Origin of the sequence: Ilumatobacter sp. (assembly GCF_046290335.1) — a bacterium.
Taxonomy (GTDB): domain Bacteria; phylum Actinomycetota; class Acidimicrobiia; order Acidimicrobiales; family Ilumatobacteraceae; genus Ilumatobacter_A.
The window spans coordinates 526,408-552,704 of the sequence record NZ_JBKAGH010000001.1 but is presented as its reverse complement, the minus strand read 5'-3'; the positions used below and the strand labels follow the sequence as shown (position 1 = coordinate 552,704).

Genomic DNA, 26,297 nt, shown 5'->3' with positions numbered 1-26,297 from the left:
CTTCATGGCAACACCACCACCGTTGACCCCGGAGCAGCGGGCGGCTGCGCTCGTCAAGGCGGCCGAGGCCCGAGCCGCTCGTGCCGACATCAAAGCGCGGCTCAAGATGGGCTCGATGACACTGAAAGAAGCCCTGGATTCCGACGACGACAACGTCGGCAAACTCAAGGTCGTCTCGATGCTCGAGTCGCTCCCCGGTGTCGGCAAGGTCAAGGCGCGCAAGCTGATGGACGAGATCGGCATCGCCGACAACCGTCGCGTGCAGGGGCTCGGGGCGCAGCAACGCAAAGCGCTGCTCGACGAACTGCATTGAAACCATCGCGGCCTGAAGCGGTGGAATCCCCTGTGATCATCGTCGTTTCCGGACCTGGTGGAGTCGGCAAGGGAACCATCGTCGATGCGCTGGTCGAGCGCGACCCGGCGCTGTTCCTGAGTCGGTCGTGGACCACTCGCGAGCAGCGCCCGTCGGAATCCGACGACGCCTACGTCTTCACCACCACCGCCCAGTTCGAACAGCGCATCTCCGACGGTGGGTTCTTGGAATGGACCGAGTTCCTCGGCAACTACTACGGATCGCCCACCCCGGACGTCGACGAATCCCGTGACCTCGTGCTCGAGATCGAAGTCGACGGCGCGCAACAGGTGAAGCGCATCCACCCTGACGCCGTGCTCATCTTCGTGCTGCCGCCCTCGCGTGCCGAACAGGAACGGCGTCTGCGGGGCCGCGGCGATCTGGAGCACAAGGTCCTTGCTCGCCTGAAGAAGGCGGAAGAGGAAGAACCGGTCGGGCGGCGCCTCGCCGACTTCACGGTCGTCAACGATGATCTCGAGGAGACGATCGACGAGATGCTCGGGATCATCGATGCAGTCCGATCCAGTCGCCAGCACGGGTAGGGTGGGAGGACTATGCCGATGGACAATGACACGTTGATCAACCCGTCGATCGAGACGCTGCTCGAGAAGCCGAACCTCAACAAGTTCACGCTGGTCACGCTCGCCGCTCGTCGGGCGCGCAACATCAACTCGTACTTCAACCAACTCGGCGATGGCCTCGGCCACATGATCCCGCCGCAGGTGTCGTCGACAGCGCGCAAGCCGCTGTCGATCGGGTTCCAGGAGATCGCTGACGACAAGATCATCTGGACCGAGCCGCCTGCGCCCGTGTCCGACGATGTCGCCGACGCCGAAGCGGAGGCGGTCAGCGACGACGCTACCGATCCGGCCGTCGAGAGCACCGACTGATCCGGTTTCCCCGAGCGGCAGCTCAGGACCGTGACTCAACACGCCGGCCCCCTTGCCGGCAAGCGCATCGTGCTCGGTGTGACGGGCGGAATCGCCGCCTACAAGGCCATCGAGATCGCTCGTCGACTCGTCGATGCCGGTGCCCACGTGGCGCCGATCATGACGGATGCAGCGCAGCACTTCGTGGGAACCACGACGCTGAGCGCGCTGGCGTCCGAGCCCGTCCGCACTGAGTTGTGGCACGACCCCGAGACACCGATCCCGCACACCAAGGTCGGCCAGGGTGCCGACCTGATCCTGGTGGCGCCCGCCACTGCCAAGCTGCTGTCGGCCTACCGGTCCGGCTTCAGCCACGACCTGTTGACCAACACGTTGTTGGCGACGCGGGCCCCGGTCGTCGTCTGTCCGGCGATGCACACCGAGATGTGGGAGCACCCGAGTGTGGTCGACAACATCGCCGTCCTCCGTGAACGAGGCGTCCACATCGTCGAGCCGGAGCCCGGTCGCCTGGCCGGAGGCGATACTGGGATGGGCCGTCTGGCCGAACCGGCGCGCATCGTCGCCGCGGTCGAGTCGGTGCTCGGCCCGCGAGACCTCGCCGGTGTCCGCGTGGTCGTGTCAGCGGGCGGGACGCGCGAGCCGATCGACGCTGTGCGCGTCATCGCCAATCGCAGTTCGGGCAAGCAGGGGTATGCGATCGCTGCCGAGGCGGCCGCTCGCGGTGCCGACGTCACGATCGTGTCGACGGTCGAGTTGTCCCCTCCGTTCGGCACGACCGTCGTTGCGGTCGAGACGGCGTCGCAGATGGAGGCCGCCATGCGAGAGGCCGCTTCGAGCAACGACGTGATCGTCATGGCCGCTGCGGTGGCCGACTTCCGCCCGGCGACCACTGCGGGCGGCAAGATCAAGAAGCGCGACGGCGTGCCCGACATCGTGCTCGAGCCGACGCCCGACATCCTCGCGGGGCTGGGCGCAGCGAAACGCGATGGTCAGGTGCTCGTCGGTTTCGCGGCCGAGACCGACGATCTCGTCGCCAACGCGCAGGCGAAGCTGGAGGCGAAGCGGCTCGATCTCATCGTTGCCAACGACGTCGGCGCTGCGCAGGTTGGCTTCGCTCACGACACGAATGCGGTTACGATGCTTCGGCCCGGGGCGGAGCCTGTCGAGATCGACCTCGCTGCCAAGCGAGATGTCGCCCGAGCCGTTATCGACACGATCGTCGAGATCATGCGAGCGCGCTGATCGTCGACACCAAGACAGGACACACCAATGGCTAACTACACGTTCACCTCCGAAAGCGTCACCGAGGGTCATCCCGACAAGATGGCCGATCAGATCTCCGACGCGGTCCTCGATGCGATCCTCGCCGAGGATCCCGATGCCCGCGTCGCCTGCGAGACCCTGGTCACGACCGGGCTCTGCGTGGTGGCGGGTGAGATCAGCACCTCGGCGTACGTCGAGATCCCTCGGATCGCCCGCGACACGATCAACGGCATCGGCTACGACAACGCGCTGTTCGGCTTCGACGGCAACACCTGTGGTGTGATGGTCACCCTCGACGAGCAGAGCCCCGACATCGCGCAGGGCGTCGACACCAGTGAAGAAGTCCGCGGCGGCACGTCCGGCGAGGACGAATTGAACCTTCAAGGTGCTGGCGATCAGGGCATGATGTTCGGCTACGCGTGCAACGAGACCGACGCGCTGATGCCGCTGCCGATCAACACCGCTCACCGGTTGGCGGAGCGGCTCGCCGAGGTTCGCAAGTCCGGGCAGATCCCGTACCTGCGCCCCGACGGCAAGACCCAGGTGACCTTCGAGTACGACGAGCACGGCGTTCCGGTCGCGCTCAAGGCCGTGCTCATCTCGACGCAGCATCAGGACGGGATCGACCGCGACACGGTGATCCGTCCCGATCTCATCGACCAGGTGATCCGCCCGGTGATCCCCGAGCAGTTCGCCGACGACGAGTACCAGATCTACATCAACCCGACGGGCAAGTTCGTCCTCGGCGGCCCCTACGCCGACTGCGGCCTGACGGGTCGCAAGATCATCGTCGACACCTACGGCGGCATGGGTCGCCACGGCGGCGGCGCCTTCTCGGGCAAGGACCCGTCGAAGGTCGACCGCTCGGCCGCCTACGCCGGCCGTTGGGTCGCCAAGCACGTCGTCGCCTCCGGCGCCGCTGACCGCTGCGAGATCCAGCTGGCGTACGCGATCGGCATGGCCCAACCGATGAGCATCCTCGTCGAGACCTTCGGTACGGCCAAGGAAGATCCGTCGAAGATCGAAGCGGCCGTCCGCGCCACGTTCGATCTGCGTCCCGGTGCGATCGTCCGCGATCTCGATCTCAAGCGTCCGATCTACAAGAAGTCGGCGGCCTACGGTCACTTCGGCCGTGAGGAATTCCCGTGGGAGCAGCTCGGGCGTCTCGACGAGTTGAAGTCGGCCCTCGGCGCCTGACTCTTCGTCGGCGGACATCACCGCGCCGACGACGGGAAGGCCGACGACGGGAAGGCCGCGGCCAGGACGGTCGGCCGTGAGACCGCTGGCGTCGAGCGGTCGCGCCGTTGCCTCGATGACCTGGTGCCGGGTGTGATCGCCCGCGTGCTGCCCGACGTGACCGGGCTCGACAAACAGTTCGACTACCTGATCCCCGACGACCTCGCCGAGCAGGTCGAGGTCGGCACGATGGTGCGCGTCGAGTTGCACGGTCGGCGTATCGGTGGGTGGGTCCTCGCGGTGGTCGACCGATCCGAGAGCGGCGTCGACGCCGAGGATCTCAAGCCGATCCTGAAGGTGACCGGGCACGGCCCGTCGGAAGCGATGATCGAGCTCGCGTCGTGGGCGGCGGTCCGTTGGGCGGGCCGTCGGCTCCGGCCGTTCCTCGTCGCAGCGTCGCCCAAGCGAGCGATTCGGTCGATTCCACCGCCGCATCGTCGGGCGATCGACCCGGGGCCGAGTTCGCCCGCCACGACCCAACTGCTCGATCTCGGTGGTGGTGTGTTGCGGCTTCCGCCTCGTTCGGATGTGTTGCCGACCGTGCTGTCGGCGATCCGGCGCGGTCCGACGCTCGTGATCGTGCCGTCCGTCGACGATGCCGCCCTGCTCGCTGCTCGACTCCGGCGAACCGGTGCCACCGTCGCGGCGGTGCCCGACGACTGGGCCGCCGCCGCCGGGGGCGTCGACGTCGTCGTCGGATCGCGTTCGGCCGCGTGGATGCCGTGCACCGGCTTGGCGGCCGCCGTCGTCGTCGACGAACACGACGAGGCGCTGCAGGAGGAGCGGTCCCCGACGTGGCACGCCCGCGACGTCGTCGCCGAGCGCTGCCGCCGTGCCGGGGTCCCGGCGGTGTTCGTGTCGCCGGCGCCGACGCTCGTGGCGGTCGAGGAGCTCGCCGGCCCGGGCGGGGTGGTCCATCCGCCCCACCGGCGCGAGCAACTGCACTGGCCGCGAATCGAGGTCGTGGACCGGACCGACGAGGACCCGTGGAAGCGCTCGCTGGTGACGAGCGAACTGATCGAGCACCTTCGGGATCCGCTGCAGCACGTGGTGTGCATCAGCAACACCACCGGGCGTGCCCGCGTGCTGGCGTGTCGAACCTGTCGGACGCTGACGCGTTGTGAGCGCTGCGACGCAGCCGTCGGGCTCGGCGACGACGGTCGATTGGTGTGCCGTCGCTGCGACACGACTCGGCCCCCGGTCTGTCAGGAGTGCGGCGCTGGCAACTTCGCCAACCTCCGACCGGGCGTCACCCGTCTGCGCGAAGAACTGGAGAAGGCGGCGAACCGGCATGTCGTCGCGATCACGGGCGCCGAGGACGAGCCGCCTCGACGCGCCGACATCTACGTCGGCACGGAGGCGGCACTGCACCGACTGCAGCGCACCGACGTCGTGGCGTTTCTCGAGTTCGACTCCGAGATGCTGGCACCCCGGTTTCGTGCCTCGGAGCAGGCGCTTGCCCTGATCATCCGAGCGGGCAGGATCGCGCCGACGGTGCTGATCCAGACGTTCAACCCCGACCACGAGGTGATCCGGGCTGCAGCGGCGGCCAAGCCCGACATCGTCGTACACGCCGAACGTGAGCGTCGCCAGATGCTCCGGCTGCCCCCTTACGGAGCGTTGGCCACGGTGTCGGGCGAGTTCAGCGTCGAGGTGGTCGACCAACTCGACCGGTCCGTCGTCGAGGTCGGCGGCAACGGCGACGAAGGGTTCCTGATCCGTGCCGACGACTGGTTCGACCTCGGGCGAGCGCTCAACGCGGCGCAACGTCCGCCGGGCGCTCGCATCAAGGTGACGGTCGATCCGCCGCGGATCTGAGGCGCATGCATCGACGGAGCCGGTAGCGTCGATCGGCCCTTGAACGCTGACCTGTTCCCCGAGCTCGACATGGAGCGGTCGCGCCTGGAGGCGTCGCGTTCGGCGCGCGACCGGATGATCGAGCGGTTGTCGGCGGTCGACCCCGCTGGTGCAGCAGACGAGATCACCAAGGAGTACATCGAGGTCACGGTTGCCGAGGCGCTGCTCGACCTCAACGGACCGGGCGCCGGAGAGTTCTTCGGGCGCATCGACGAGCCGGGGGCGGATGGTGCCGTCGATCGCTGGTACATCGGTCGTCGCCACATCGAGAACGACGATCACGACCCCCTCGTGGTCGACTGGCGTGCGCCGATCGCCGCTCCCTTCTACCGCGCGACGGCGATCGACCCGCTGGGGGTGGCGTTCCGGAGGCGGTTCACGCTCGATGACGACGGCGACTTGGTCGCCTACCTCGACGAACACCTCGACGATCCGGAGTCGGGGACGAGTGCTGCGGGAATTCCGGATCCGGTGCTCGCCGAGATCGGGGCCGAGCGTGACGGCGCCATGCGTGAGATCGTCGCCACCATCCAGGGCGAACAGGACGTGGTGATTCGCTCCGACATCGATCAGGCGCTCATCGTCCAGGGCGGTCCGGGAACCGGCAAGACGGCCGTTGCGCTGCACCGTGCGGCCTTCCTGCTCTTCGAGCATCGAGCGCGTCTCGCCCGTGACGGCGTGCTGGTCATCGGACCCAACGATGCGTTTCTCGACTACATCGGCAACGTGTTGCCGTCGCTGGGTGAGCGTCGAGTGCGCCAGGCGACGGTCGACGAGCTGTGTCTGCCGCGGGTCGAGGTCACCGGTGACGACGACATCGACATGGCTCGATGGAAAGGAGATGCGGAGCGAGTCCGCGATCTCGAACGAGCGGCGTTGGGTGCGATCAAGGCACCGGTCGACGACGTCGTCGTGCCGATCGGCGTCCGCAATCACGTCATCTCGGCAGCGGAGTTCGCCAGCTGGGTGGAGACGGCAACGTCCGGTAACGCTCCCGTCAATCAGCGCCGAGCGCGGCTGACCGCGATCGCGAAGCGCGAGCTGCTTCGCCGAACGGGCCGCGACGACGCGTGGAGTTCCGCCGCGCCTCTCAAGTCGGCGATCACGGCGGCATGGCCGACTCAGCATGCCGTGAAGCTGGTCGATCGTCTGCTGCCGGGACCAGCGGGCAGGCGGCGAGTCTGGACTCGTGCCGATCAGTTGTTGGTCGACGAAGCGAACTCGATCCTCGACGGAACCCCGTTCACGTACGGCCACGTGATCGTCGACGAAGCGCAAGATCACTCGGCGGTGGCGCTCCGGGTCATCGCTCGCCGGGCGGCAACCGGCTCGATGACGCTCGTCGGCGACGTCGCACAGTCGACGGCTCCCGCAGGTCAAGAGCGATGGGCCGACGTGTTCGCTCATCTCGGGGTGTCGGCGTCGTCGGGGACGATCGCCGAACTCACGATCGGCTACCGCGTGCCCGACCCGATCTTGCGGGTCGCCAATCGGCTCCTTGCGGCGACCGGTGTCGATGCCACGGCGAGTCGCAGCGTGCGGATGGGCGGCTCGCCTCCCGAGTGGCACGTGGGCTCGGCCGCGACGCTGGCCTCGCGCGTCGCCGCGCACGCCGTGGCGGTCAAGCGCCTCCACAAGCTCACCGGTGTCGTCGCTCCGGCACGACTCCACGATGCGCTTCGCGACGAACTCGCCAGCCTCGGTCTGCGTGCAGTCGATCGTGTGCACGCCCTGGAAACGGCCGAGGTGCCGCTCTTCGAGGCGCACGCGGTGAAAGGCCTGGAGTTCGACGGGGTGGTGGTCGTCAACCCGCACGAGATCCTCGCCGAAGGCCACGCCGACGGCGGCCCGACCGCGCTCGGTGCCCGGCTGCTCTACGTCGCGATGACCCGGGCGGTGCAGCGCCTGGTGATGGTGAGCGACGCAGCGATCCCCGACCTGCTCGCTTGACGGGACGGGATCGCCGACAGCTTCAGGTCGCCTCGGTCCGGTCGGGGTCCGTTTCGGTCGCGGCCCTCACGGCGAGCAGCCGGAAGCCGGCTTTGGATCCGATGCGCTCGGTGGGATGGCCCCGGTCGATCAGCCAGCGCTGCAACGAGTCGGCACCGAGATGCTTCTGGACGACCAGCGCCGCCGTGCCCTCACACGACAGTCGGGCGAGCCAGCGCAGGAGGAGGTCGTGCAGTGCCTGCTTGCCGATCCGGATCGGCGGGTTCGACCAGATCGTGCCGAACGACACGTCGTCGGGCACGTCGTCGGGCGCGGCCACGCGCACGTTCGCGATCGCGTTGCGCTCGGCGTTGCGCCGGCAGAGGTCTCGCGCGCGCTCGTTGACGTCGACGGCCCAGACCGTCGCGTCGGGTGATCGCCGGGCCATGGTCAGTGCGATCACGCCAGCCCCGCAGCCGAGATCGAGCACGTGCCCGTGCGACACGAGCGGCGGGTCGGCTCGGAGCAGGAACGCCGTGCCGGCGTCGACGTGTCCTCGGCTGAACACCCCGCGATCGGTCTCCATCGCGAACGCGGTGTCGGGGAGGCTGACGTCGACCACGACCGGATCGGACGGGACCGTGGGTCGGTGTTCGAAGTACTGGGCGTCGCCCTCGCCGGCTCGCTCGTCGGCTGGTTCGTGAGCTCGATGGTCGGGATCGGGGGGCACGGGTCCTAGCCTGGCAGGGATGTCGTACAAGATCAGGACATACGGCGACCCCGTGCTGAAGAGCAAGGCGATGAAGGTCGACAACGTCGACGGCAAGGTCATCCGCCTCGTCAACGACATGTTCGACACCCTGGTCGACTCCGGCAACGGCCTGGCGCTCGCAGCCCCACAGATCGGGGTGCAGAAGCAGGTGGTCGTCTGGGATCTCGGTGACGACCCGTTGGCGATCATCAACCCCGAGATCGTCGAGTCCGACGGCGAATGGGTCTTCGACGAGGGCTGCCTGTCGATCCCGGGTCTGTACGTCGAGATGCTTCGACCCAAGCAGGTGCTCGTGCGCGGCGTCAGCATCGACGGCGAGATCATCGAGATCGAGGCCGACGAACTCGAAGCGCGCATGTTCCAGCACGAGATCGACCACCTCAACGGCGTGCTGATGTTCGACCGGCTCGAGGGGGACCAGCGCAAGGAAGCACTCGCCGAGTACCGGCGGATCGAAGAGGAGTCGGTGAGCCAGGCTGCGGCGGCCGAACGCTCCGGGCTCCGCCGGCGCCTGCGTCTGTCCTGACGACTCGCCGATGAGATTGCGTCGATGACCGCGCCGATGAAGCTCGTCTACCTCGGCACCCCGGAGATGGCGGTGCCGCCCCTGCGAGCCCTCGTCGATGCCGGTCACGATGTCGTTCGCGTCATCACGCGTGTCGACAAGAAGCGAGGCCGGGGCGCCGCGCTGTCGCCGAGCCCGGTCAAGGCCGCCGCGCTCGAACTCGGCCTGACGGTGTCTCACGACCCCGACGACGTGCTCGCGGCGGTCGACGACGGTGCCGAACTCGGTGTCGTGGTCGCGTACGGACGCATCATCAAGCCGCATCTGCTCGATGCCGTGCCGATGGTCAACCTGCACTTCTCGTTACTGCCGCGCTGGCGCGGTGCTGCGCCGGTCGAGCGGGCGATGCTCGCGGGCGACGCCGAAACGGGTGTCGACGTGATGCGGGTCGAGGAAGGGCTCGACACGGGCGGCATCCACGCCGAGGAGCGGGTCCCGATCGACGACGCCGTCACGGCCGACGAACTCCGAACCCGGCTGGTCGAGGTCGGATCGCGCGTGCTCGTCGAGTGCCTGTCGCGACCGCTGGGCGACTGGATCGACGAGCCGCAGCCGCAGGTCGGCGAGCCGGTCTACGCCGCCAAGTTGGACAAGGCCGAGTTCGAGATCGACTGGAACGAGCCGGTCGAGCTGCTGCATCGGCGCGTTCGCGTCGGCGGCATGTGGACCACGTTCCGAGACAAGCGACTCAAGATCCACGCCGCCGAGGTCGTCGACGGACGTCTCGTCCCGACCGTGGTGCAGCCCGAGGGCAAAGGGCCGATGCCGTTCGACGCGTGGCGAAACGGTGCCCAGCCGCGGCCCGACGAACTGTTCGGCGACCGGTGAGCGAAGAAACCGGCCGTTCGGCGCGGCACGTGGCCGCCGACGTGCTGACCAGGATCGAGCGTGACGGCGCGTACGCGAACCTGGCGCTCGGCCCGGCGCTGTCGCGCTCCGATCTCGACGAACAGGACCGGCGCTTCGCCACCGAGTTGGTCTACGGGACGACGCGTATGCGCCGAGCGTGCGATTCGCTCGTCGACCGATACGTCACGTCGCCGCCCGACGAGCGCACGCGCACGATCCTGCGCCTCGGCGCCTACCAACTCGCGTTCGCCGGGGTGGCGCCCCACGCCGCCGTCGGTGAAACCGTCGGCCTCGCCCCCAAGCGGACCCGGGGCTTCGTCAACGCCGTCCTGCGCAAGGTGGCGCGGCTCGACGTCAGCGCGCTCACGTGGCCCTCGGAGGCGGCTCGCCTCAGCTACCCCGACTGGATCGTCGAGTTGCTGACCGCCGAGCTGGGCGACGAGTCGATCACCGCACTGGAGCGCATGAATCAGGCGCCCCCGGTGACCGAACGCGCCGACGGCTACGTCCAGGACGAGTCGTCGCAGTGGGTCGCAGCGGGCGTCGAGGTCGCGCCGGGTGAGCGGATCCTCGACGTGTGCGCCGCGCCGGGAGGCAAGGCCACGGCGTTGGCGTCCGCCGGAGCGACGGTGGTGGCGGCCGATCGGGGGATCGGGCGAAGCCGCTTGATCGTCGACAATGCCCGCCGACTCGGTCTCGACGTGCCGGTGGTGACCGCCGACAGCACGGCGCCACCGTTTCGGCCCGGATCGTTCGATGCGGTCCTGCTCGACGCTCCGTGCTCGGGGCTCGGCGCGCTGCGCCGGCGCGCCGACGCGAGGTGGCGAATCCAACGCAGCGACGTGGTCGAGCTCGCCGCGCTGCAGCGATCGCTGCTCTCGGCAGTGGCGCCGCTCGTGGCTCCGGGAGGTCGCCTCGTGTACAGCGTCTGCACCCTGGGCTCGGCGGAGTCGGTGGATCACCCGACTCCCGACGGCTTCGAGGTCGACGAGACCCCGCCGACGGTCGGGGAGTGGCGTGCGTATCGGCAGGGGTGGCGCGTCCTGCCACAAGATGCCGACACCGACGGCATGACGATGATTCGCTACCGTCGACGTCGATGAGCGATCCGACCGCCGCCCCGACCCCGTTCGCCAAGGTGCTCACCTGCTCCGACGGCGTGGTGCACGGAACCCGCGAGGACCGCAGCGGGGCTGCGCTCGTTGCGTTCCTGCGAGAGCACGGGTTCGACGTGGTCGATCACCGGGTGACGGCCGACGGCACCGACAACGTGGCGACCATGCTGCGCGAGATGACCGACGGCTTCGCCGGCGTCGTCGTGTCGACGGGCGGCACCGGCTTCGCCCCGCGCGACCAGACCCCGGAGGGAACCCGCGCGGTGATCGAACGCGAAGCGCCGGGTCTGGCCGAAGCGATGCGGCTGTGCAACCCGCTCGGGCGCCTGTCGCGCGGCATCGCCGGCGTGCGAGGGCAGTCGATCGTCGTCAACACGCCGGGCAGCACCAACGGCTGCGTCGAGCAGCTCGGCGCGATCATCGACGTGCTCCCGCATGCCCTGCGCCTGCTCAACGACACCGACACGTCGCACTGAGCGCCGATAGCCTCCGCCCGGTGCTGCGACTGGTCTTGCCAAAGGGTTCGTTGGAACGAGCGACGCTGGAGCTGTTCGAGGCAGCCGATCTGCCGGTCAACCGGTCGTCGTCGGTCGACTACCAGGCGACGATCGACGACCCGCGGATCGAATCCGTCCGGATCCTGCGCCCCCAGGAGATCCCGATGTACGTCGAGGAGGGGCTCTTCGACATCGGGATCACCGGTCGCGACTGGATCGAGGAGACCGCCAGCACCGTGGTCAGCCTGGGTGAGCTCAAGTACTCGAAGGCGACCAGCAAGCCGATTCGCCTCGTGGTCGCGGTCGCCGGCGATTCGCCGGCGCAGTCGGTCACCGACTTGCCCGACGGGGTGCGGGTGCAATCGGAGTACCCGGAACTGACCAAGCGCTTCTTCGCCGCCAAGGGCGTCGACGCCAACGTGCGGCTCTCCTACGGCGCGACCGAGGCCAAGATTCCCGACATCGCCGACGTCGTCGTCGAGATCACCGAGACGGGTCGAGCGCTGCGAGCCGCCGGCCTCAAGGTGATCGACACGATTCTCACCAGCTACACCGAGGTGATCGCGAACCCGGAGTCGGCCGCCGATCCCGAGAAGGCCAAGGCGATGGAGCAGGTGATGACGCTGCTCAACGGCGTGCTCGACGCTCGCGGCCGAGTGCTGCTCAAGCTGAACGTGAGCGACGCGGATCGCGCGGCGGTGCTCGCCGTGCTCCCGTCGATGAAGTCGCCGACGATCTCCGAGCTCGCCGGCGGCGGGTTCGCCGTGGAGTCGGTGGTCGAGAAGCGACAGATCAACCTGATCATCCCGGCGCTGCGAGAAGCCGGCGCCACCGACCTCGTCGAGATGCCGATCTCGAAGATCGTCCCGTGACCGAACTCGCTCGCGGTCGGGGACTTTCGGGCACGGTCAGCGAGTTCGACGCCGCGGTCGGGCTCGGGTCCATCCGAACCGCCGATGGCGACGTGTTCGCGTTCCACTGCATCGAGATCGCCGACGGGTCGCGTGGCATCGAAGTGGGAGCAACTGTGAGTTTCGACCTCCTCGCCAAACTCGGGCGCTACGAAGCGGCCAACATCCGGCCCTGATAACCGCTCCGTGACCCCTGGCCCGTGACCCTTGCATCGTGACGACGGGGAGCGAACGCGAACAGCGCATCCTCGCGGTGTTGATGTCGTTGGCCGAGGGCGAGGTGACCACGTACGGCGACGTCGCCGAGGTGGCCGGCTACCCCACGCAGGCGCGTCTCGTGGGCCGGATCCTGGCAACCACCGACTGGGACGTGCCGTGGTGGCGCGTGGTCAACGCCGCTGGCGTGCTGCGGGCGTCGGACCCGCGGCAGCAGGCCGAACTGCTGACGAGCGAGGGTGTGATCGTGCGGTCGGGCCGAGTGATCGACGCCCCGATCGGCCGGTTCAGCTGTGATGCTTGAGCTGTGACGCTTCAGCCTGGATCCACCGGGTAGGTGACGAGGTTGGATGGAGCGCGTCCACCAAAAAGGCCCCCTGTACTGGGATGATTGTGGGTTCTCCGCGTCTGAGGGTTGGGTGATGGTTCGGGGTTGATCCCGGGCGCGCCACAGGGGCTCTGCAAGTCTCAGCGATGTCGAAGTCGTTGAGTTGCGAGGAGCCCCTGCTTGGAAATCGATGCTACGCGCATGTGCGCGCTCCTGGTCGGGTTGCCCGACGTGAACGTGATCGGTGTCGGGGACTGGCCGAGGTGGCTGCGCGTTGTTGTCGAGACGCCGACCGGTCGACCGGACTGTTCGTGTGGCGGCGTGGTGCATCGACACGGGATCCGCGAGGTCGAGTTCGTGGATCTGCCGGTGTTCGGCCGCTCGACCCGGTTGGTGTGGCGCAAGCAACGCTGGCGCTGCACGACGTGTGGCCGCTGCTGGTGCGACGACAACGCCGAGATCGCAACGACCCGGTGCGCGTTGACGACCCGTGCGGCTCGTTGGTCGACGTTGCACGTCGGGCGCAACGGTCGTGCCGTGTCCGATGTGGCACGCGAGCTCGGCTGCGGCTGGCACACCGTGATGGACGCCGTTGTCGCGATCGGAGAGCAACTCATCGACCATCCCGACCGCATCGGCGACGTCAATGCGCTCGGTCTGGACGAGACCCTGTTCGCCAGGCTCGGCAGGTTCCGGACGCAGTCGTGGTCGACGCAGATCGTCGACGTGCGCCGCGGCCAGCTCCTCGATGTCGTGCCGGGCAGAACAGCGGTCGAGCCGTGCCGCTGGCTCGCCGCGCGTCCGCAGGCGTGGCGGGATCGGATCGAGTGGGCGACCCTGGATCTGTCGAACAGCTACCGCAGCGTGTTCGACACGATGCTCCCGCTGGCGGTCCAGGTCGCTGACCCATTCCACGTCCACCGCCTCGCCGGCACCGCGCTCGACGAGTGCCGGCGACGCGTGCAGAACGAGACCATGGGTCATCGGGGCCGCAAGGACGATCCGCTCGACCGGATCCGGCGTCGACTCTCGATCGCGGCCGAGCGACTCACCGGCGATCAGCACGACCGACTCATTGGTCTGCTGCGTGCTGGCGACCCGCGACAGGAGGTGTGGTTCGCGTGGAACGCGAAGGAAGTCGTCCGTCAGACCTACGCCCACACCGACCCCGATCTCGCCGATGAGTGGGTCGCTGAGATCGTTCGCGACTTCGCAGACGAGTCGATGCCGATCGAGGTCCGGCGCCTCGGACGCACCATCGCCAAGTGGGCGAGCCAGATCACGGCATGGCACCGCTCGCACGTCTCGAACGGACCAACCGAGGCAGTCAACAACCTCGCAAAGCGGATCAAGCGAGTCGCGTTCGGCCTAGTGAACTTCCGACACCACCGAGTCCGCTGCCTCCTCTACGCCGGCAAACCCGACTGGACCCTCCTACCCACGATCCAACCCTGAAACGCGGAGAGCCAGCAAAGTCCTATGAAAGATCCGGGCTAACAATGAAGAAACCGCGCAGGCTCTGAACGTCGCTCGGGCCGACGAGAAGCCGGCTGCCGGAGAGTTCGCGGAGCGAGTACGAGATCGAGTCCTGTGATCCCAAAGGCACAATCATTCGTAGCAGGTCGACGGCCTCCGATGAGCACGTTGGTGTGGGTATCAGATCCAACCCGTCGAGGACGATTGAGGACGGCGACTCCCACGAACCGAGTCGTCCGCAATTGGACTTCACTTCACCCTGTGACGTAAGGGTCATGGAAACCGATGTTGATCCGGTCTCCCATACCAGTACCGATGTCGAGGCCGTCCATGGCTCCAGCGACATGAAATCGAGTGCTATCGCTTGGCTCTGATCTTCAAGGAGCAACGTTCCATTCGCTACTCGAACCGCTGCACCGACGGGAGGGAATGAAGACGAGTTCCCGCAACCGAGAACCGTGCTCAGCTCCTCGCCTGTTCGGAGGATCACTCGATCGTCTCCCATAATCTCAATGTCACTTCGATAGACATTGCAGCCATCAAACCCACGAACGCCCAGAGAACTAATCTCGAACGCGCCGAGTAGTGGGCCAGTCTCGGCGAGCGACTCGCCCAACAGTACCCACCTCCGATCCAAAAAATCGCTAGGGAAGTTGTGGTCAGTTGTGTCGCTCCGCCCGGCGGGTGAGGCATCCTGGACAGAATTGGGGGTTGTCGCGACCTGGGTTATCGCTGGGGTACTTGAAGCGACCTCACCTGCTACCAACGGGAGAGTGGTGGATCCGGGGCGAATGCGTTCACCGCCGCTTAACGTGGCGACGGCGAAGACTCCCGCGGCGATCGCAGCTATCGAGGCCACAAGGGCCAGCGTTCGGTGGCTGGCCCGCGATCCGGATGGAGAGGTCGCTAGCAGCTTGGCGCTGCGGACGTCGAGTGGTTCAGACGCATCCGCGAGTGCCTTCGACCACTCGCGGAGTTGATCACTGATTTCACGCATTGGCTTTCACGCCCAACTGTCGTCGAAGGCGTTCCAGCCCTCGTGATCGATGAGTACGGATCGCGGACAAGGACACACCGAGGGCTCTTGCAGCCTCTGTGGGAGTCCATTCGCACGCTTCGACAAGCCACACCACCTCTCGCTGGCGCCGTGGAAGCTGCTGCACCGCCCGAATCAGGGCTGGTTCGACCTGGGGCATTTCGTTTGGTGGAGGTGTTGGAAGCCGCGCCTGCTTCCGGCTGCGGGACTTCGACAGGCCGACGCGGAACAAGTAGCCGACCGGATGCTCCATCAGCGCAACACGATCCCAATTGGTCCAGGCGTACTCCAACGCAGAACCGACGGCGTCACCAACACGGTGAGGCGCGAGATGGCCGCCGTAGGCGCGTCGTAGACGCGGCTCAGCTTCGCGGACAAAGCAGTCGAAATCATCGGTATCGCTATCGGTATCCATCGTCGGTGCCTACCTATAGAACCCCTCGGCGGCCCCAAACCGCTACACATCATTGGAATTTTCTGGCTCTACGGGGTTGAACCGGACAGCGCAACACAACCGCAGGCACAGCGAGGGCCTCGTCGCCGACGTCTCGACGACGCGGAGACGGCATGATTTCGGTGGACAATCCGGCGCTTCGGATCTGGGCCTGGATCCACCGGGTAGGTGACGAGGTTGGATGGAGCGCGTCCACCAAAAAGGCCCCCTGTACTGGGATGATTGTGATGTTCGAAGTCACAAAGTCCACAAGTAACAGGAGGCACTTTCTGTGTTCCCAGTATCGCGCACCGTCGACCGTTACGACACGTCATTCGATCATGACGCCCTGATCGCCAATGCCGGCCTGATCGTGGTGGCCACGCTGATGGCGCGGCTCGGTTTGGAACGTCTCGCGAACGAGTGGGTGAAGACCGGATCGCACACCCCTGGCCGCGAACTCTGCACGCTGATCGCGGCGATGTGTGCGGGTGCCACGCACATCGATCACACCGACGTACTACGCGCCGGGGCGACACAGTCGGTGTTGCCGTTTCGGGTGATGGCACCTTCGACGATCGGTACGTTCCTCAGGTCGTTCACGTTCGGGTTCGTCCGCCAACTCGACGCTGTCGCCGCCCGGCTCCTCACGAACGCGTGGGCTGTGGGCGCGGGTCCCGGCGACAGCGATCTGATGATCGACTTGGACTCGACGATCTGTGAGGTCCATGGTCACGCGAAGCAGGGCGCCGGATACGGCTACACGAAATGTCTCGGCTATCACCCTCTCGTCGCGACACGCGCCGGCACCGGCGAGATCTTGTTCTCACGGATGCGGAAAGGATCAGCCGGATCGTCACGCGGGATCAACCGATTCATCGACGAACTCGCCGGCGTCCTACGCCGAGCCAAAGCAACACACCGGCGCCAAGTGTGTGCGCGCCGATTCGGGGTTCTGGTCGTGGGAACTGCTGCGAACCTTGGACCGTCACAGCATGACCTGGTCGATCACCGTCACCAATCATGCCAAGGTGAAAGCGGCGATCGCGAGCATCCCCGATGACGCGTGGGTCGATATCGACTACACCCTCGGCGGCTACGCCCAGGTCGCCGAGACCAGCTACGAGGGCGGCGGCCCGTTGAAAAAGAATCGTCGCACCGTGCGCCTCGTCGTGCGACGGGCTCGGCTGGCCGACACCGCCCAGGCGCGCCTCTTTCCGGAGTGGCGACACCACAGCTTCATCACCAACCGCACCGACCTCAACACCGTGGCCGCGGACCGGTTCCACCGCGAACACGCCGTGGTCGAACTCGCCATCCGAGAACTCAAAGACGGCGGCGCAGCCCACATCCCTTCCGGCCACTACGCAGCGAACGCCGCCTGGTTCGGATGCGCCGTGATCGCCCACAACCTCGCCCGCTGGACCGTCACCCTCGGCGGACACGAACCCGTCAACAACCGAACCCTGCACGTCCGGATCATCGCGGTCCCCGCTGTCGCGGTGAACCGATCCGGACGACGCACACTTCGCTTCCCGACACGATGGCCATGGAGCGGCGACTTCACCACAATGCTCACGAACCTGCGCGCACTGCCCGGCCCAGCCGGCTGACCCACAGACCAGCGGTCCGACGCGCCCCAGACCCGACCCAGCGTCACGAACCCACCAACACCGTCCGAACCCGGTTCAACACGCCCCAAACCCGGTCCGCCAGGACCACAACTCGCTCGCTCCACACCCACCATCATCGGCCAGCCCCAAGACCCCACGCGGTGGATTCAGGCTCAGCTGTGACGGTTCAGCTGTGACGCTTCAGCTGTGACGCTTCAGCCCTTGATCTGGACGAACGCCAGGCGGATGTTGTTCAGCGCTTCGACCATCGTCGGCGCGTCCGGGCCGAGTCGATCGCCCAACCCGTCGACCAGACACGCGACCGCGTCGATGGCCAGCGCGGCCTGGACGAGGTCGGGCTCTTCCGACGAGAGGTGAATAGCGGCCAACTCGTACAGCCCCATCACGTGGTTCGTCACGACGACCTCGGCGGGCACCTCGGCGAGCCGGGCTCGGGCCTCCTGCATCGCCTGCTGGGCCTGTTCGATCTGATCGAGCTGGTCGGGATCCAGCTCATCGGGTTCGACGTCCAGCTGGTCCAGCTCGTCGTCGAACAGCTCATCCATGTCGTCGATGTCGTCCTCGCTCACGGCCGACACGCTAGTACCGGGCCCCTCGATCTTCGAGGTACCACTCAACGGCGCGTCGGTCGCGCGCCCACGGGCTCCGTGTGAGCGCGACGGCGGCGCAACGAACTCGGCGGACCGTCGTGGACGTTGATCTATGGTGGAGGTCGATGTTGGATCCGGTGCTGCGAGGCATCACAGGACGATCGCTCGGCGGCTTCGTGGCGGGCCCGTGGCGGCTGGTACCTCACGCTCGAGTTCCGTACTCCCATGTCGTGCCGACCGATCCATACCAGCGGTCGATCGACACGCTGCCGCTGAACCGTCGTGCGATCGGGTTCTCGATCGCCGTGAAGCGGCTCCTGAGTCTCGTCGTGGTCCTCGTGACGGCGACGGCCCCGCTCGAGCTGTCGGTGGAGGCGAGTCCGCCGGCCAGTGATTTCTCAGGAACGTCGGCGTCGGTCGACGAACGAGTGATCCCGCCCGAGTTCGTGAGGTTCGGGGTGACGGAGTTCCCGGACCTGCGGCTGGAGAACGCCGTTGCGGTTCCCGAACGTGGACTTCTCTTCGGAACCTGGCCGGACGAGGGTCGCTTCGTCACGCTCGACATCGTGACCGGTCGCCTGCGAGCGGGTGACCAGGTCCCCTTCTACTCGTCGGCAGTGGTCGCGGGAAATGGTCGCGCTGCCTACCTCAGCGAATCGGCAGCGGGCGCAGAGCAGATCAGTCGCATCGATCTCGACACGCTGAGGTCGACACCGGTGACGAACGTGCGCGACATCGGGCTGGGTGAAGAGAGCACGACGAAGGTGGCCTTGCTCGGCGATTCCGATGCGGTCGTCATGGCAACTCGGAACGGGATCGCCGCGATCGTCGACGGGGTTATGAGGCCGTCGATCTGGTGGACTCCTGACGCGTTGCCGTTGGGGCTGTCGATTGCTGCGTTGGCGCCGCTCGACGAGACGAGGGCGGTGTTGTTCGCTGGCACCGATCAGCCAGGTCGCGAGATCTACATCGTCACCGTCGGAGACTCGGGTGTCGAGTCCGTCGAGCCGATCGCAAGCGATGATGGCGCGACGTTTCCGTTCGTGGTTCGACCGGGTGAGATCGTGACAGCTCAGGCGGTGTACGACACCGACGGCCGCCAGCTGAGAGACACCACTCCATTCGATCTCGCGCGCGACGATCCGTCCATTCCGTTGCGCTATTCGTGGTCGGACAACCGCCTCACCATTTTCGATGCGAGGACCGGAAGCGCACTCGTGTCCGGCGACGCCGAATGCTTCCAACTCGACAGCCTCGTGCTGCTCGGGGACGGACGGGTCGCAACGGGCTTCTCGGTGGCCACGAGGATCGTCGACCTCGCCGTCGTGTGCGGATCATTGGGCGAGTTCACCTCGCTGCCACCGACGAGGCTGCTCGACACGAGGATCGATATCGGTGCCGACGGCCGCGGCCGACAACCCGTCGAGGGCGGTGAGACGATTCGTGTTCACGTGGCCGGGAACGCTGGGGTGCCCGTCGACGCGCACTCGGTGGTCGTGAACGTGACGGGGGTTCGTTTCGAGAAGTCACCCAACGGTCTTGGATTCGTCACCGTGTGGCCGTCGGGTCTCGATCGGCCGACGGTTGCGTCGCTCAACCTCATCGAGGGCAACACGCTCGGCAACTCGGTGTCGGTCAAGCTGGGCGCAGACGGATCGGTTGATCTGTTCAACTCGGTGGGAGCGGTGCATCTCGTCGTGGACGTCTTCGGCTTCTATTCGTCGACGTTCGGCGCCGGTGGCTCACGGTTCGTTCCTCTTCGTCCGCAACGCATGGTCGACACCCGAATCTACGGTGGGAGACTCGGACCGTCGGAATCGTTCACCGCCGGCGATCTCTCGATTGGAGCCACGGTCGGAGACATCACGCCTGGCGCGGTAGCGATCGTTGCGAACGTGACCGCCATCAACCCGACGACGACCGGCTTTCTTCGGCTTCACGCGGACGGGAGTCCCCTGCCCGAGGGTTCGTCGATGAACTTCCCGGCGGGCCGCAACGTGAATCGGCTCGTGACGATCGACCTCGCAGGCGGTACCGATTTCGAGGTGTGGAACTCCGCTGGAACCGTCGACATCGCGATCGACATCGTCGGGTATTACGCCGACAACCCTGGTGGGATGAGGTTTCTCGGGCTTGCTCCCTATCGCGAATTCGACAGTCGAGCGTCGAGCCCCTTCGACGGTGACGGGTCGATACCGCCCGGCGCTGGCGTCGAGATTCGCGGCTATTCCCCGGGGCTTGCCATCGTCGCGAACCTCACCGCTGTGCGGCCCGATGGCCCCGGTTTCGCGACGGCGATTGCGTTGCAGGCTGATCTCCCACCCAGGCGGATCAGTACCTCCAACCTGAACTTCTCCGGGAGCGTCACCGGAAATCAGGCGATCATCAACCTGCCGTCAGACATCCACTACGACGGCGACTTCGTGCTCTACTCCTCGGAACGCACCCACTTGGTCGTCGACGTCTTCGGCCTCTTCGGCTGACGGCCCCAGCGCAGGCGCCAGTTCCAGTCGGTCGGCTCGTTGGCCGACGAGTCGGTGCCGCTGCCGTTCCGAGTCGATTCCTCGCCGGAAGGAACTCGATCGAGTCGATCAGCGGTCCCGAAAGGGCACGGGAGGTAGCTTCGCGTTGGTGACGGACCGGATCGCACGGCACGCCGATTTGTCGACACGCTGCAGCTCGATGTCCGACGCCGACCTGCTCGAGCTGCTCGCTGAGGGCGAACCTCGCCGGGGGTGGGGTGTCTCGCAGACGGTTGAGATCGCTGACCATGCGGTCTTCGTGAAGATGTTGCCCGTCACCGCCGTCGAACTCGAGACGTATCCGTCCACGGCGAATCTGTTCGATCTTCCAGCGACCTACCAGTACGGCGTCGGCTCGGCGGGCTTCGGAGCGGGACGTGAGCTCGCTGCGCACGAGAGGACCACCCGTTGGGTGCTCGACGGTCACATCGAAAGCTTCCCACTCCTGCATCACCATCGGCTGCTCCCGCTGGCCGGCCAGACACGGCATCGGGACACCGCCGAGCTCGACCGCTACGTGACCTACTGGGACAACGATCCAGCGATCCGCCGCTTCATCGAGGAGCGACAGGCCTCCGAGCACGCAATCGTGTTGCTCATCGAGCACGTTCCGCACGTCCTGATGAACTGGCTTCCCGAACACGAGGACGCAATCGGTTCGGTGATCAACCAGGCTCTGGAAGTCACCGACTTTCTGCGCGATCGCCGCGTCGGCCACTTCGATGCCAATCCATCGAACATCGTGACCGACGGAGAGCGCATCTTCTTCACCGACTTCGGTCTCTTCCTCGACGACGAGTTCGAGCTGCGAGACGTGGAGCGTGCGTTCCTCTCAGACCATCGCCCCTTCGACATCGCCGAGTTCGTCGCGTCGCTCGAGTGGCCGGTGCCGGGACGCACCTTGTCGCCAGGACCGGGGTACCAAGACGCTCTCCTTCCGTTCCGCGACGTCATCGACGAGATGACTGCCGTGTTCGAACGCCTGGCAAGCGGCCCGAAGGCACAAGCAGGTTACGACGACCACCGGATTGCCGAGATGCTCGCCAACGCTCGGCGCTGACAGACGACCTCGTCGCCACGGCGACAGCAGGTCACGGTCTACACCTCGGCGCCCGACATGGTGGAGTTCGCGATCCGGCAGCGCCACGGCCTCGTCAGGTCGAACACAGCGATGCGATGGAGGGATGTGCCCGCCGACGAGCACTGGCGCCGCCGTAGCTCGAAGTCCGACGGCCGCTTCGTCGTGCAGCGCCGGGCAAGAACCCACCGTGGACCGGTCGTGACCTTGTGACAGCGACGTTGCACGGCGTAGTCGAGCGCGGAGCCTCACCGTTTCGTGAGCCAGGCGGTCGGGTGGACGGAGTCGCTGAGGCGAAACGACATGTCGGCGGTGTCGACGAGGCCCACGGAGCGGTCGCTCACGTAGAGCTGATGTGCGAACTCCGCGATCTCGTCCGCGGTGTGGAACTCGACCCCGTCCGTGCCGCGAGCCGGGAACTTCGTCTCCGACAACGAGATGGCCGTGAACTCGGTATCGATCGGACCAGGCACCAGCACCTTCGCCTTCATCGTTCCACCTGCCGCCGCGATGTCGAGCTGAATCCCCTCGGTGAAAGCGGTCACGAAGAACTTCGTCGCGCTGTAGGTCACCGCTCCCGCGAACAATGCGTATCCGGCAGCCGAGGCCACGTTGATGAGCTGCGCATCGGTGTCCCGGTGGTCCTGCGTGAACAGCACCGACAGCACGGTGAGTGCGCGGACGTTGAGATCGATCATGTCGTGCAGTCGATCGACTCCGACGTCCCAGACGTAGTTCCAGTCTCCGAGGCCCGCATTGTTGATGAGCACGGTGACACCGAGACCACGAGCTTCCTCGTACGCGCGCTCGGCCGCTCCGGGTTCGGTGAGATCGATGCACAGCGGAAACACCTGCTGCCCGTATCGATCGGAAATCTCCGCGGCGAGCTCGTCCAGCAGCTCACTGCGACGGGCAACCGCCACCACATCGAAGCCCTCCGAGGCGAAGCGGAGAGCGAGCGAGCGGCCCACTCCTGCACTCGCGCCCGTCACCATCACCGTCTGCATCACATTCTCTCCCCGAACTCGGAACCCACGAATCCTCTCACACTCACCCGTACTCGTACTCCAGCGGTTCAGCGCGGGAGCGTGTCGGCGAGTGTGAGGACGTCGGCGATCAGTTCGTCGAGGGTGTCGGTGGACGACGTGTCGGAGTCGCGCTCGCACTCCAGGCCCGCACGGTGGCGCTTCCGGTCGCGTCGGCGAGGTCCTCGAGTCGTTCGATGATCTGCTCGGTCCGGTCGGCCGAGATCGAGCAGAACGCCAGACCCACGAGGGCGGTGAAGCGCGTGTCGGTGCTGGCGACAGCGAGGTCGTCGAGGGAGGCCATCAGCCGGTCCCACTCGGTGTCGGTGAGGTCGATGCCGTCCATCGACTCGTGGGGCGCACCGACGGAGTCGTGCCGTGCCACCCATCGGCCGTCGACGATCGCATCGAACACCTGGCGCGTCAGATCCGCGTCGATGCCGAAGTGCGTCATCGGAGCGAATCCGAGGAGAGCGATCTCGAGTTCGCTCAGTTCCTGTCGGTTTCGTGCTGCGTCGATGATGAGCCCTTGCAGGTCCACCCACTGGCGAAACCCTGCCGCGTGGCCGGCTCGGGTGAGGAGGAACGCGTCGTGCCATCGTTGCTGCTCGACGGAGGTGTCGACGGCGGCAACGGCGTCGATGAGCCAACTGGCCATCTCGGCACGCACGACGTGCTCGTCGGGGCCGTAGGCGCGCAGCGCGAGTCGGAGCAGCGTGTCGGCCACGTAGCGTGCGTGGAGCGCTCGGGTCTCATCGGTGGTCCCTGCGTCTTGGAGGTGAGCGAGGGCGTAGGCGCGCACCGTCTCGAGCATGCGGTATCGAGAGGTGCCGTCGTCGACGGTGACTCGTTGGAGCAGCGACCGGTCGACGAGTTGTGGAACGAGATCGATCACGTCGAGTTCGTCGATCGCTCCACCTGCGGCGATCGCCCGCGCCGAAGTCAGGCTGAACCGGGACGGGAACACCGAAAGCCGGTCGAACACCTCCTGTTCGATCGGGGTACACAACTCGTATGACCAGTCGAGTGTGCCGATGCAGCTCGGTGATCGCACAGCGACAGCCTCGACCGCCCGTTCAGCGGCGCGCCGGGCAACCGCCTGGACTCACTCGTTCGGGCGGTGGATGACGAGGGTGTTCGACATCGTGTGCGGTGCCATGCCCGCCAGATGATCGGCGTAGATCTCTCGCACGACGCAGCCGGCGTCGTGGACGATGCCGAAGAGGTCGGGCTGGGGCAGCACGTGCATCAAGATGCCGTCGGCGACGTCGGGAGCGAGGTACTCGTCGATGCCGAAGTGGTAGCGGCGGTCGTGCGTCGGGATCTGGAGCACGGCGTGTCCGCCCGATCGCAACGAGTCGAGGAGCCGCCGCAGGATGAACGCCATGATCGGCGGCGGGTTGTGCTGCAACACGATGATCGAGTACACGAGATCGGCCTCGGGGAGTGCCGAGAGTGCCGCTCGGTCGGCGACTCGGAGCAGATCGACGCCGGTTCGGCCCCGTCGTTCGAACTCGGCGGCTGCGAGATCGAGGTGCGGTTGTGAGATGTCACAACCGACGACGTGGCCGAAACGCTCGGCGAGCCACAGCGTGATACGACCCACGCCACATCCGAACTCGAGGCACGTGCCGACGCCGGACGGGTCGACCCCGTGGCGCTCGAGGGTGGCAACGAGCTGGTCGACGTGGAATCGTCCGGACTCGTAGAACGCGTCGGTGTCGGCCAGGCGGTCGCGCTTGAACTCGTCGGCGCTCAACACCGACCAGAACGGCTCGTCGACGCCAACCTTCTCCCAGGTCTCGCGGACGCGTTCGAACGCTGCGGCGAGTTGTTCGTCGGAGACGTCGACGTCGACGTGCATCGCAGGCTCGGTCGCACCGAACCTGGTCGACGCATGCAATGACGCGAGGAACCCTTCGTCATCCTCCAAGTGCCTGCGCACCGCCGGATCGGTGGTGATCCACTCGATGAACGCGGGGGAGCGCAGCAGGAGACGCCGCGACGTCGATGAGCGGGCCAGCGGCTCGCTCAGCGCTGAAGCAGCCCGGTTGCGCAGCGAGGCGCGGATGTCGTCGAAGCGTCCCATGGTGCGCTCAATGTAGGTCGCCGCTGCTCACCCGCGGCGGACTCCGAGGTTTCCGCGGTGTCGCCGGATAGTGTGCCCCTGTTACAACTGAGGCGAAGTGGGGGCAACCCCCACCTGGCCACCACCGTGTCGAAGCGATTCGTCCGACCGTGAGCCAGGTTCTGAGGCTGAGACTGTCAGCGTGGCGTCGGATTTCCGGCGCGCCGTGTGTGGTCGCTCCGCGGGACTTCGCGTCGAGCACCAGTATTCATCACATGGGGAGGCCCATTGCACAGGAGTAGGCAGTCATAGCACCGCGACGACCAGAACCGCGTAGTGAACAGCACCGCGTGAACGACCGCATCCGATCCCGAGAGGTCCGCCTCATCGGACCCAGCGGGGACCAACTCGGAATCAAACCCGTTCCCGAGGCGCTGCGCATGGCCCGAGGACTCGATCTCGACCTCGTCGAAGTCGCCCCGACCGCGAACCCACCCGTCTGTCGCATCATGGACTACGGCAAGTTCAAGTACGAGGAAGACCAGAAGGCCAAAGAAGCGCGCAAGAAGTCGACCAACGTCTCGGTCAAAGAAGTCAAGTACCGGCCCAAGATCGGCAAGGGTGACTTCGACACCAAGACGCGCAACGTCGTGCGATTCATCGACGAAGGCCACAAGGTCAAGGTGACGTTGCAGTTCCGAGGACGCGAGATGGCGCACCCCGAGCTCGGCGCAAAGATCCTCGACCAGGTGATCGAAGCGGTGGGTCCGGCGGCCAAGCTCGACAGTCGTTCGCGACTCGAAGGCCGAGCCATGTCGATGGTGCTGTCGCCTGACAAGCAGGCCCAAGAAGCCATGAAGAAGGCAGCAGCCGAAGCAGAGCGCGCGGCGGCCGCCGAAGCAGCAGCTGCAGAGGCCGAATCAGCCGACGCAGCAACCGCCGACGTAGACACCGCCGATCAGGTCGCTGCACCGGCCGAGAACGACGCCGACTGAGGCGTCACGCCGACCGCGGCAGACCGCAGTCCGGCACATGACAACAAGGAGCATCCAGATGCCGAAGATGAAGACATCGAAGACCGCTGCGAAGCGGTTCAAGAAGACCGGGACGGGCAAGCTCCGTCGCGAGCAGAGCAACAATCAGCACCTGTTCGAGAAGAAGTCGAGCCGCCGCAAGCGCCGCCTCGAAGCCGATGCCGACGTGCACCCCGGCGATGCCCGAAAGATCAAGCGTCTCCTCGCCGAGCGCTGACGACCCCCGAACGAACTCACGAGGAGACTGAACAATGGCAAGAGTGAAGCGTGGCGTCACCAAGACGAATCGCCACAAGAAGGTCCTGAAGCAGGCGCGTGGCTACTACGGCAACAAGAGCCGCTCGTTCCGCGCCGCGAACGAGCAGGTCATGCGGTCGGGCAACTACGCCTTCCGCGACCGTCGAGCCCGCAAGGGCGAGATGCGCCGGCTCTGGATCCAGCGCATCAACGCCGCCTGCCGCCAAAACGACATGAGCTACAGCCGTTTCATCGCGGGCTTGAGCGCAGCTGGCATCGAAGTCGACCGCAAGATCCTCGCCGATCTCGCCGTCACCGATGCTGCAGCGTTCGCCAAGCTCGTCGAGAACGCGAAGGCAGCGCTCTGAGCAACCGCTGAATTTC

The 26,297-nt window shown here is 66.4% G+C and carries 28 protein-coding genes; 22 read left to right on the top strand and 6 right to left on the bottom strand.

What is annotated here, in order from left to right; translation table 11 throughout:
* Positions 1-4 precede the first annotated feature (4 nt).
* The 7 genes from mihF (at position 5) to ACE37B_RS02505 (ending at position 7,548) form a co-directional block, all read left to right on the top strand.
* Positions 5-313 (top strand): integration host factor, actinobacterial type, encoded by a 309-nt coding sequence (mihF, locus tag ACE37B_RS02535; protein ID WP_409921707.1) that lies wholly within the window; start codon positions 5-7, stop codon positions 311-313.
* 20 nt (positions 314-333) lie between these two features.
* Positions 334-894 (top strand): guanylate kinase, encoded by a 561-nt coding sequence (locus ACE37B_RS02530; protein ID WP_409921706.1) that lies wholly within the window; start codon positions 334-336, stop codon positions 892-894.
* An 18-nt stretch (positions 895-912) separates the two neighbouring features.
* A complete protein-coding gene (gene rpoZ, locus ACE37B_RS02525; protein WP_409921705.1) occupies positions 913-1,242 on the top strand; it encodes a DNA-directed RNA polymerase subunit omega in 330 nt (109 codons plus the stop codon).
* A 30-nt stretch (positions 1,243-1,272) separates the two neighbouring features.
* A complete protein-coding gene (gene coaBC, locus ACE37B_RS02520; RefSeq protein ID WP_409921704.1) occupies positions 1,273-2,484 on the top strand; it encodes a bifunctional phosphopantothenoylcysteine decarboxylase/phosphopantothenate--cysteine ligase CoaBC in 1,212 nt (403 codons plus the stop codon).
* A gap of 27 nt (positions 2,485-2,511) precedes the next feature.
* Positions 2,512-3,702: a methionine adenosyltransferase gene (gene metK, locus ACE37B_RS02515; protein ID WP_409921703.1), complete on the top strand. Its 1,191-nt coding sequence runs from the start codon at positions 2,512-2,514 to the stop codon at positions 3,700-3,702.
* 123 nt (positions 3,703-3,825) lie between these two features.
* On the top strand, positions 3,826-5,559 hold the full coding sequence (locus ACE37B_RS02510; RefSeq protein ID WP_409921702.1) for a hypothetical protein: 1,734 nt from the start codon (positions 3,826-3,828) through the stop codon (positions 5,557-5,559).
* A gap of 39 nt (positions 5,560-5,598) precedes the next feature.
* Positions 5,599-7,548 carry a HelD family protein gene (locus ACE37B_RS02505; protein ID WP_409921701.1) on the top strand — a complete coding sequence of 650 codons (1,950 nt, stop codon included), beginning with the start codon at positions 5,599-5,601 and terminating at the stop codon, positions 7,546-7,548.
* A gap of 22 nt (positions 7,549-7,570) precedes the next feature.
* Here ACE37B_RS02505 and ACE37B_RS02500 read toward each other — a convergent pair whose 3' ends face one another.
* Positions 7,571-8,257: a class I SAM-dependent methyltransferase gene (locus ACE37B_RS02500; protein ID WP_409921700.1), complete on the bottom strand. Its 687-nt coding sequence runs from the start codon at positions 8,255-8,257 to the stop codon at positions 7,571-7,573.
* A gap of 19 nt (positions 8,258-8,276) precedes the next feature.
* Between ACE37B_RS02500 and def the strand changes: the two genes are divergently transcribed.
* The 8 genes from def to ACE37B_RS02460 all read left to right on the top strand — a co-directional run bounded on the left by def (position 8,277) and on the right by ACE37B_RS02460 (position 14,235).
* A complete protein-coding gene (gene def / locus ACE37B_RS02495; protein WP_409921699.1) occupies positions 8,277-8,825 on the top strand; it encodes a peptide deformylase in 549 nt (182 codons plus the stop codon).
* A gap of 24 nt (positions 8,826-8,849) precedes the next feature.
* Entirely contained in the window at positions 8,850-9,692 is an 843-nt protein-coding gene (locus tag ACE37B_RS02490; RefSeq protein ID WP_409921698.1) for a methionyl-tRNA formyltransferase, read from the top strand.
* Entirely contained in the window at positions 9,689-10,816 is a 1,128-nt protein-coding gene (locus ACE37B_RS02485; protein WP_409921697.1) for a transcription antitermination factor NusB, read from the top strand. Before ACE37B_RS02490 ends, ACE37B_RS02485 begins: the two co-directional genes overlap by 4 nt.
* A complete protein-coding gene (locus tag ACE37B_RS02480; protein ID WP_409921696.1) occupies positions 10,813-11,304 on the top strand; it encodes a molybdenum cofactor biosynthesis protein B in 492 nt (163 codons plus the stop codon). Before ACE37B_RS02485 ends, ACE37B_RS02480 begins: the two co-directional genes overlap by 4 nt.
* A gap of 20 nt (positions 11,305-11,324) precedes the next feature.
* Positions 11,325-12,197: an ATP phosphoribosyltransferase gene (gene hisG / locus ACE37B_RS02475; RefSeq protein ID WP_409921695.1), complete on the top strand. Its 873-nt coding sequence runs from the start codon at positions 11,325-11,327 to the stop codon at positions 12,195-12,197.
* Positions 12,194-12,412: a cold shock domain-containing protein gene (locus ACE37B_RS02470; protein WP_409921694.1), complete on the top strand. Its 219-nt coding sequence runs from the start codon at positions 12,194-12,196 to the stop codon at positions 12,410-12,412. Before hisG ends, ACE37B_RS02470 begins: the two co-directional genes overlap by 4 nt.
* A 38-nt stretch (positions 12,413-12,450) precedes the next feature.
* Positions 12,451-12,756 carry an MGMT family protein gene (locus ACE37B_RS02465; RefSeq protein ID WP_409921693.1) on the top strand — a complete coding sequence of 102 codons (306 nt, stop codon included), beginning with the start codon at positions 12,451-12,453 and terminating at the stop codon, positions 12,754-12,756.
* Between the two features lie 225 nt (positions 12,757-12,981).
* Positions 12,982-14,235 (top strand): ISL3 family transposase, encoded by a 1,254-nt coding sequence (locus ACE37B_RS02460; protein ID WP_409921692.1) that lies wholly within the window; start codon positions 12,982-12,984, stop codon positions 14,233-14,235.
* Between the two features lie 1,010 nt (positions 14,236-15,245).
* On the opposite strand, the gene ACE37B_RS02455 is transcribed toward ACE37B_RS02460, so the two are convergent.
* Positions 15,246-15,707: an RNA polymerase sigma factor gene (locus tag ACE37B_RS02455; protein ID WP_409921691.1), complete on the bottom strand. Its 462-nt coding sequence runs from the start codon at positions 15,705-15,707 to the stop codon at positions 15,246-15,248.
* 310 nt (positions 15,708-16,017) lie between these two features.
* Between ACE37B_RS02455 and ACE37B_RS02450 the strand changes: the two genes are divergently transcribed.
* Both ACE37B_RS02450 and ACE37B_RS02445 read left to right on the top strand, forming a co-directional pair.
* Positions 16,018-16,788, top strand: a complete 771-nt coding sequence (locus ACE37B_RS02450; RefSeq protein WP_409921690.1) for a transposase — start codon at positions 16,018-16,020, stop codon at positions 16,786-16,788.
* On the top strand, positions 16,706-17,338 hold the full coding sequence (locus tag ACE37B_RS02445; RefSeq protein WP_409921689.1) for a transposase: 633 nt from the start codon (positions 16,706-16,708) through the stop codon (positions 17,336-17,338). Before ACE37B_RS02450 ends, ACE37B_RS02445 begins: the two co-directional genes overlap by 83 nt.
* A 215-nt stretch (positions 17,339-17,553) precedes the next feature.
* Here the strand turns inward: ACE37B_RS02445 and ACE37B_RS02440 are convergent, their stop codons facing one another.
* Positions 17,554-17,928 (bottom strand): hypothetical protein, encoded by a 375-nt coding sequence (locus tag ACE37B_RS02440; RefSeq protein ID WP_409921688.1) that lies wholly within the window; start codon positions 17,926-17,928, stop codon positions 17,554-17,556.
* A 146-nt stretch (positions 17,929-18,074) separates the two neighbouring features.
* Here ACE37B_RS02440 and ACE37B_RS02435 point away from each other — a divergent pair, with 146 nt between their 5' ends.
* Entirely contained in the window at positions 18,075-20,432 is a 2,358-nt protein-coding gene (locus ACE37B_RS02435; protein ID WP_409921687.1) for a hypothetical protein, read from the top strand.
* A gap of 199 nt (positions 20,433-20,631) precedes the next feature.
* Positions 20,632-21,531 carry a hypothetical protein gene (locus ACE37B_RS02430; RefSeq protein WP_409921686.1) on the top strand — a complete coding sequence of 300 codons (900 nt, stop codon included), beginning with the start codon at positions 20,632-20,634 and terminating at the stop codon, positions 21,529-21,531.
* Between the two features lie 266 nt (positions 21,532-21,797).
* Here the strand turns inward: ACE37B_RS02430 and ACE37B_RS02425 are convergent, their stop codons facing one another.
* The 3 genes from ACE37B_RS02425 to ACE37B_RS02415 form a co-directional block, all read right to left on the bottom strand.
* On the bottom strand, positions 21,798-22,556 hold the full coding sequence (locus tag ACE37B_RS02425; RefSeq protein ID WP_409921685.1) for an SDR family NAD(P)-dependent oxidoreductase: 759 nt from the start codon (positions 22,554-22,556) through the stop codon (positions 21,798-21,800).
* 109 nt (positions 22,557-22,665) lie between these two features.
* Positions 22,666-23,628 carry a hypothetical protein gene (locus ACE37B_RS02420; RefSeq protein WP_409921684.1) on the bottom strand — a complete coding sequence of 321 codons (963 nt, stop codon included), beginning with the start codon at positions 23,626-23,628 and terminating at the stop codon, positions 22,666-22,668.
* Positions 23,629-23,679: 51 nt separating this feature from the next.
* Positions 23,680-24,663 (bottom strand): class I SAM-dependent methyltransferase, encoded by a 984-nt coding sequence (locus ACE37B_RS02415; protein ID WP_409921683.1) that lies wholly within the window; start codon positions 24,661-24,663, stop codon positions 23,680-23,682.
* A gap of 287 nt (positions 24,664-24,950) precedes the next feature.
* Between ACE37B_RS02415 and infC the strand changes: the two genes are divergently transcribed.
* Genes infC through rplT form a run of 3 tightly spaced genes read left to right on the top strand, consistent with a single transcriptional unit; the run spans position 24,951 to position 26,281 of the window.
* Positions 24,951-25,637, top strand: a complete 687-nt coding sequence (gene infC / locus ACE37B_RS02410) for a translation initiation factor IF-3 (RefSeq protein ID WP_409922879.1) — start codon at positions 24,951-24,953, stop codon at positions 25,635-25,637.
* A 58-nt stretch (positions 25,638-25,695) separates the two neighbouring features.
* Positions 25,696-25,893, top strand: coding sequence for a 50S ribosomal protein L35 (rpmI, locus tag ACE37B_RS02405; RefSeq protein WP_409921682.1), 198 nt, complete (start codon positions 25,696-25,698; stop codon positions 25,891-25,893).
* Between the two features lie 34 nt (positions 25,894-25,927).
* On the top strand, positions 25,928-26,281 hold the full coding sequence (gene rplT, locus ACE37B_RS02400) for a 50S ribosomal protein L20 (RefSeq protein ID WP_409921681.1): 354 nt from the start codon (positions 25,928-25,930) through the stop codon (positions 26,279-26,281).
* Positions 26,282-26,297: the final 16 nt, after the last annotated feature.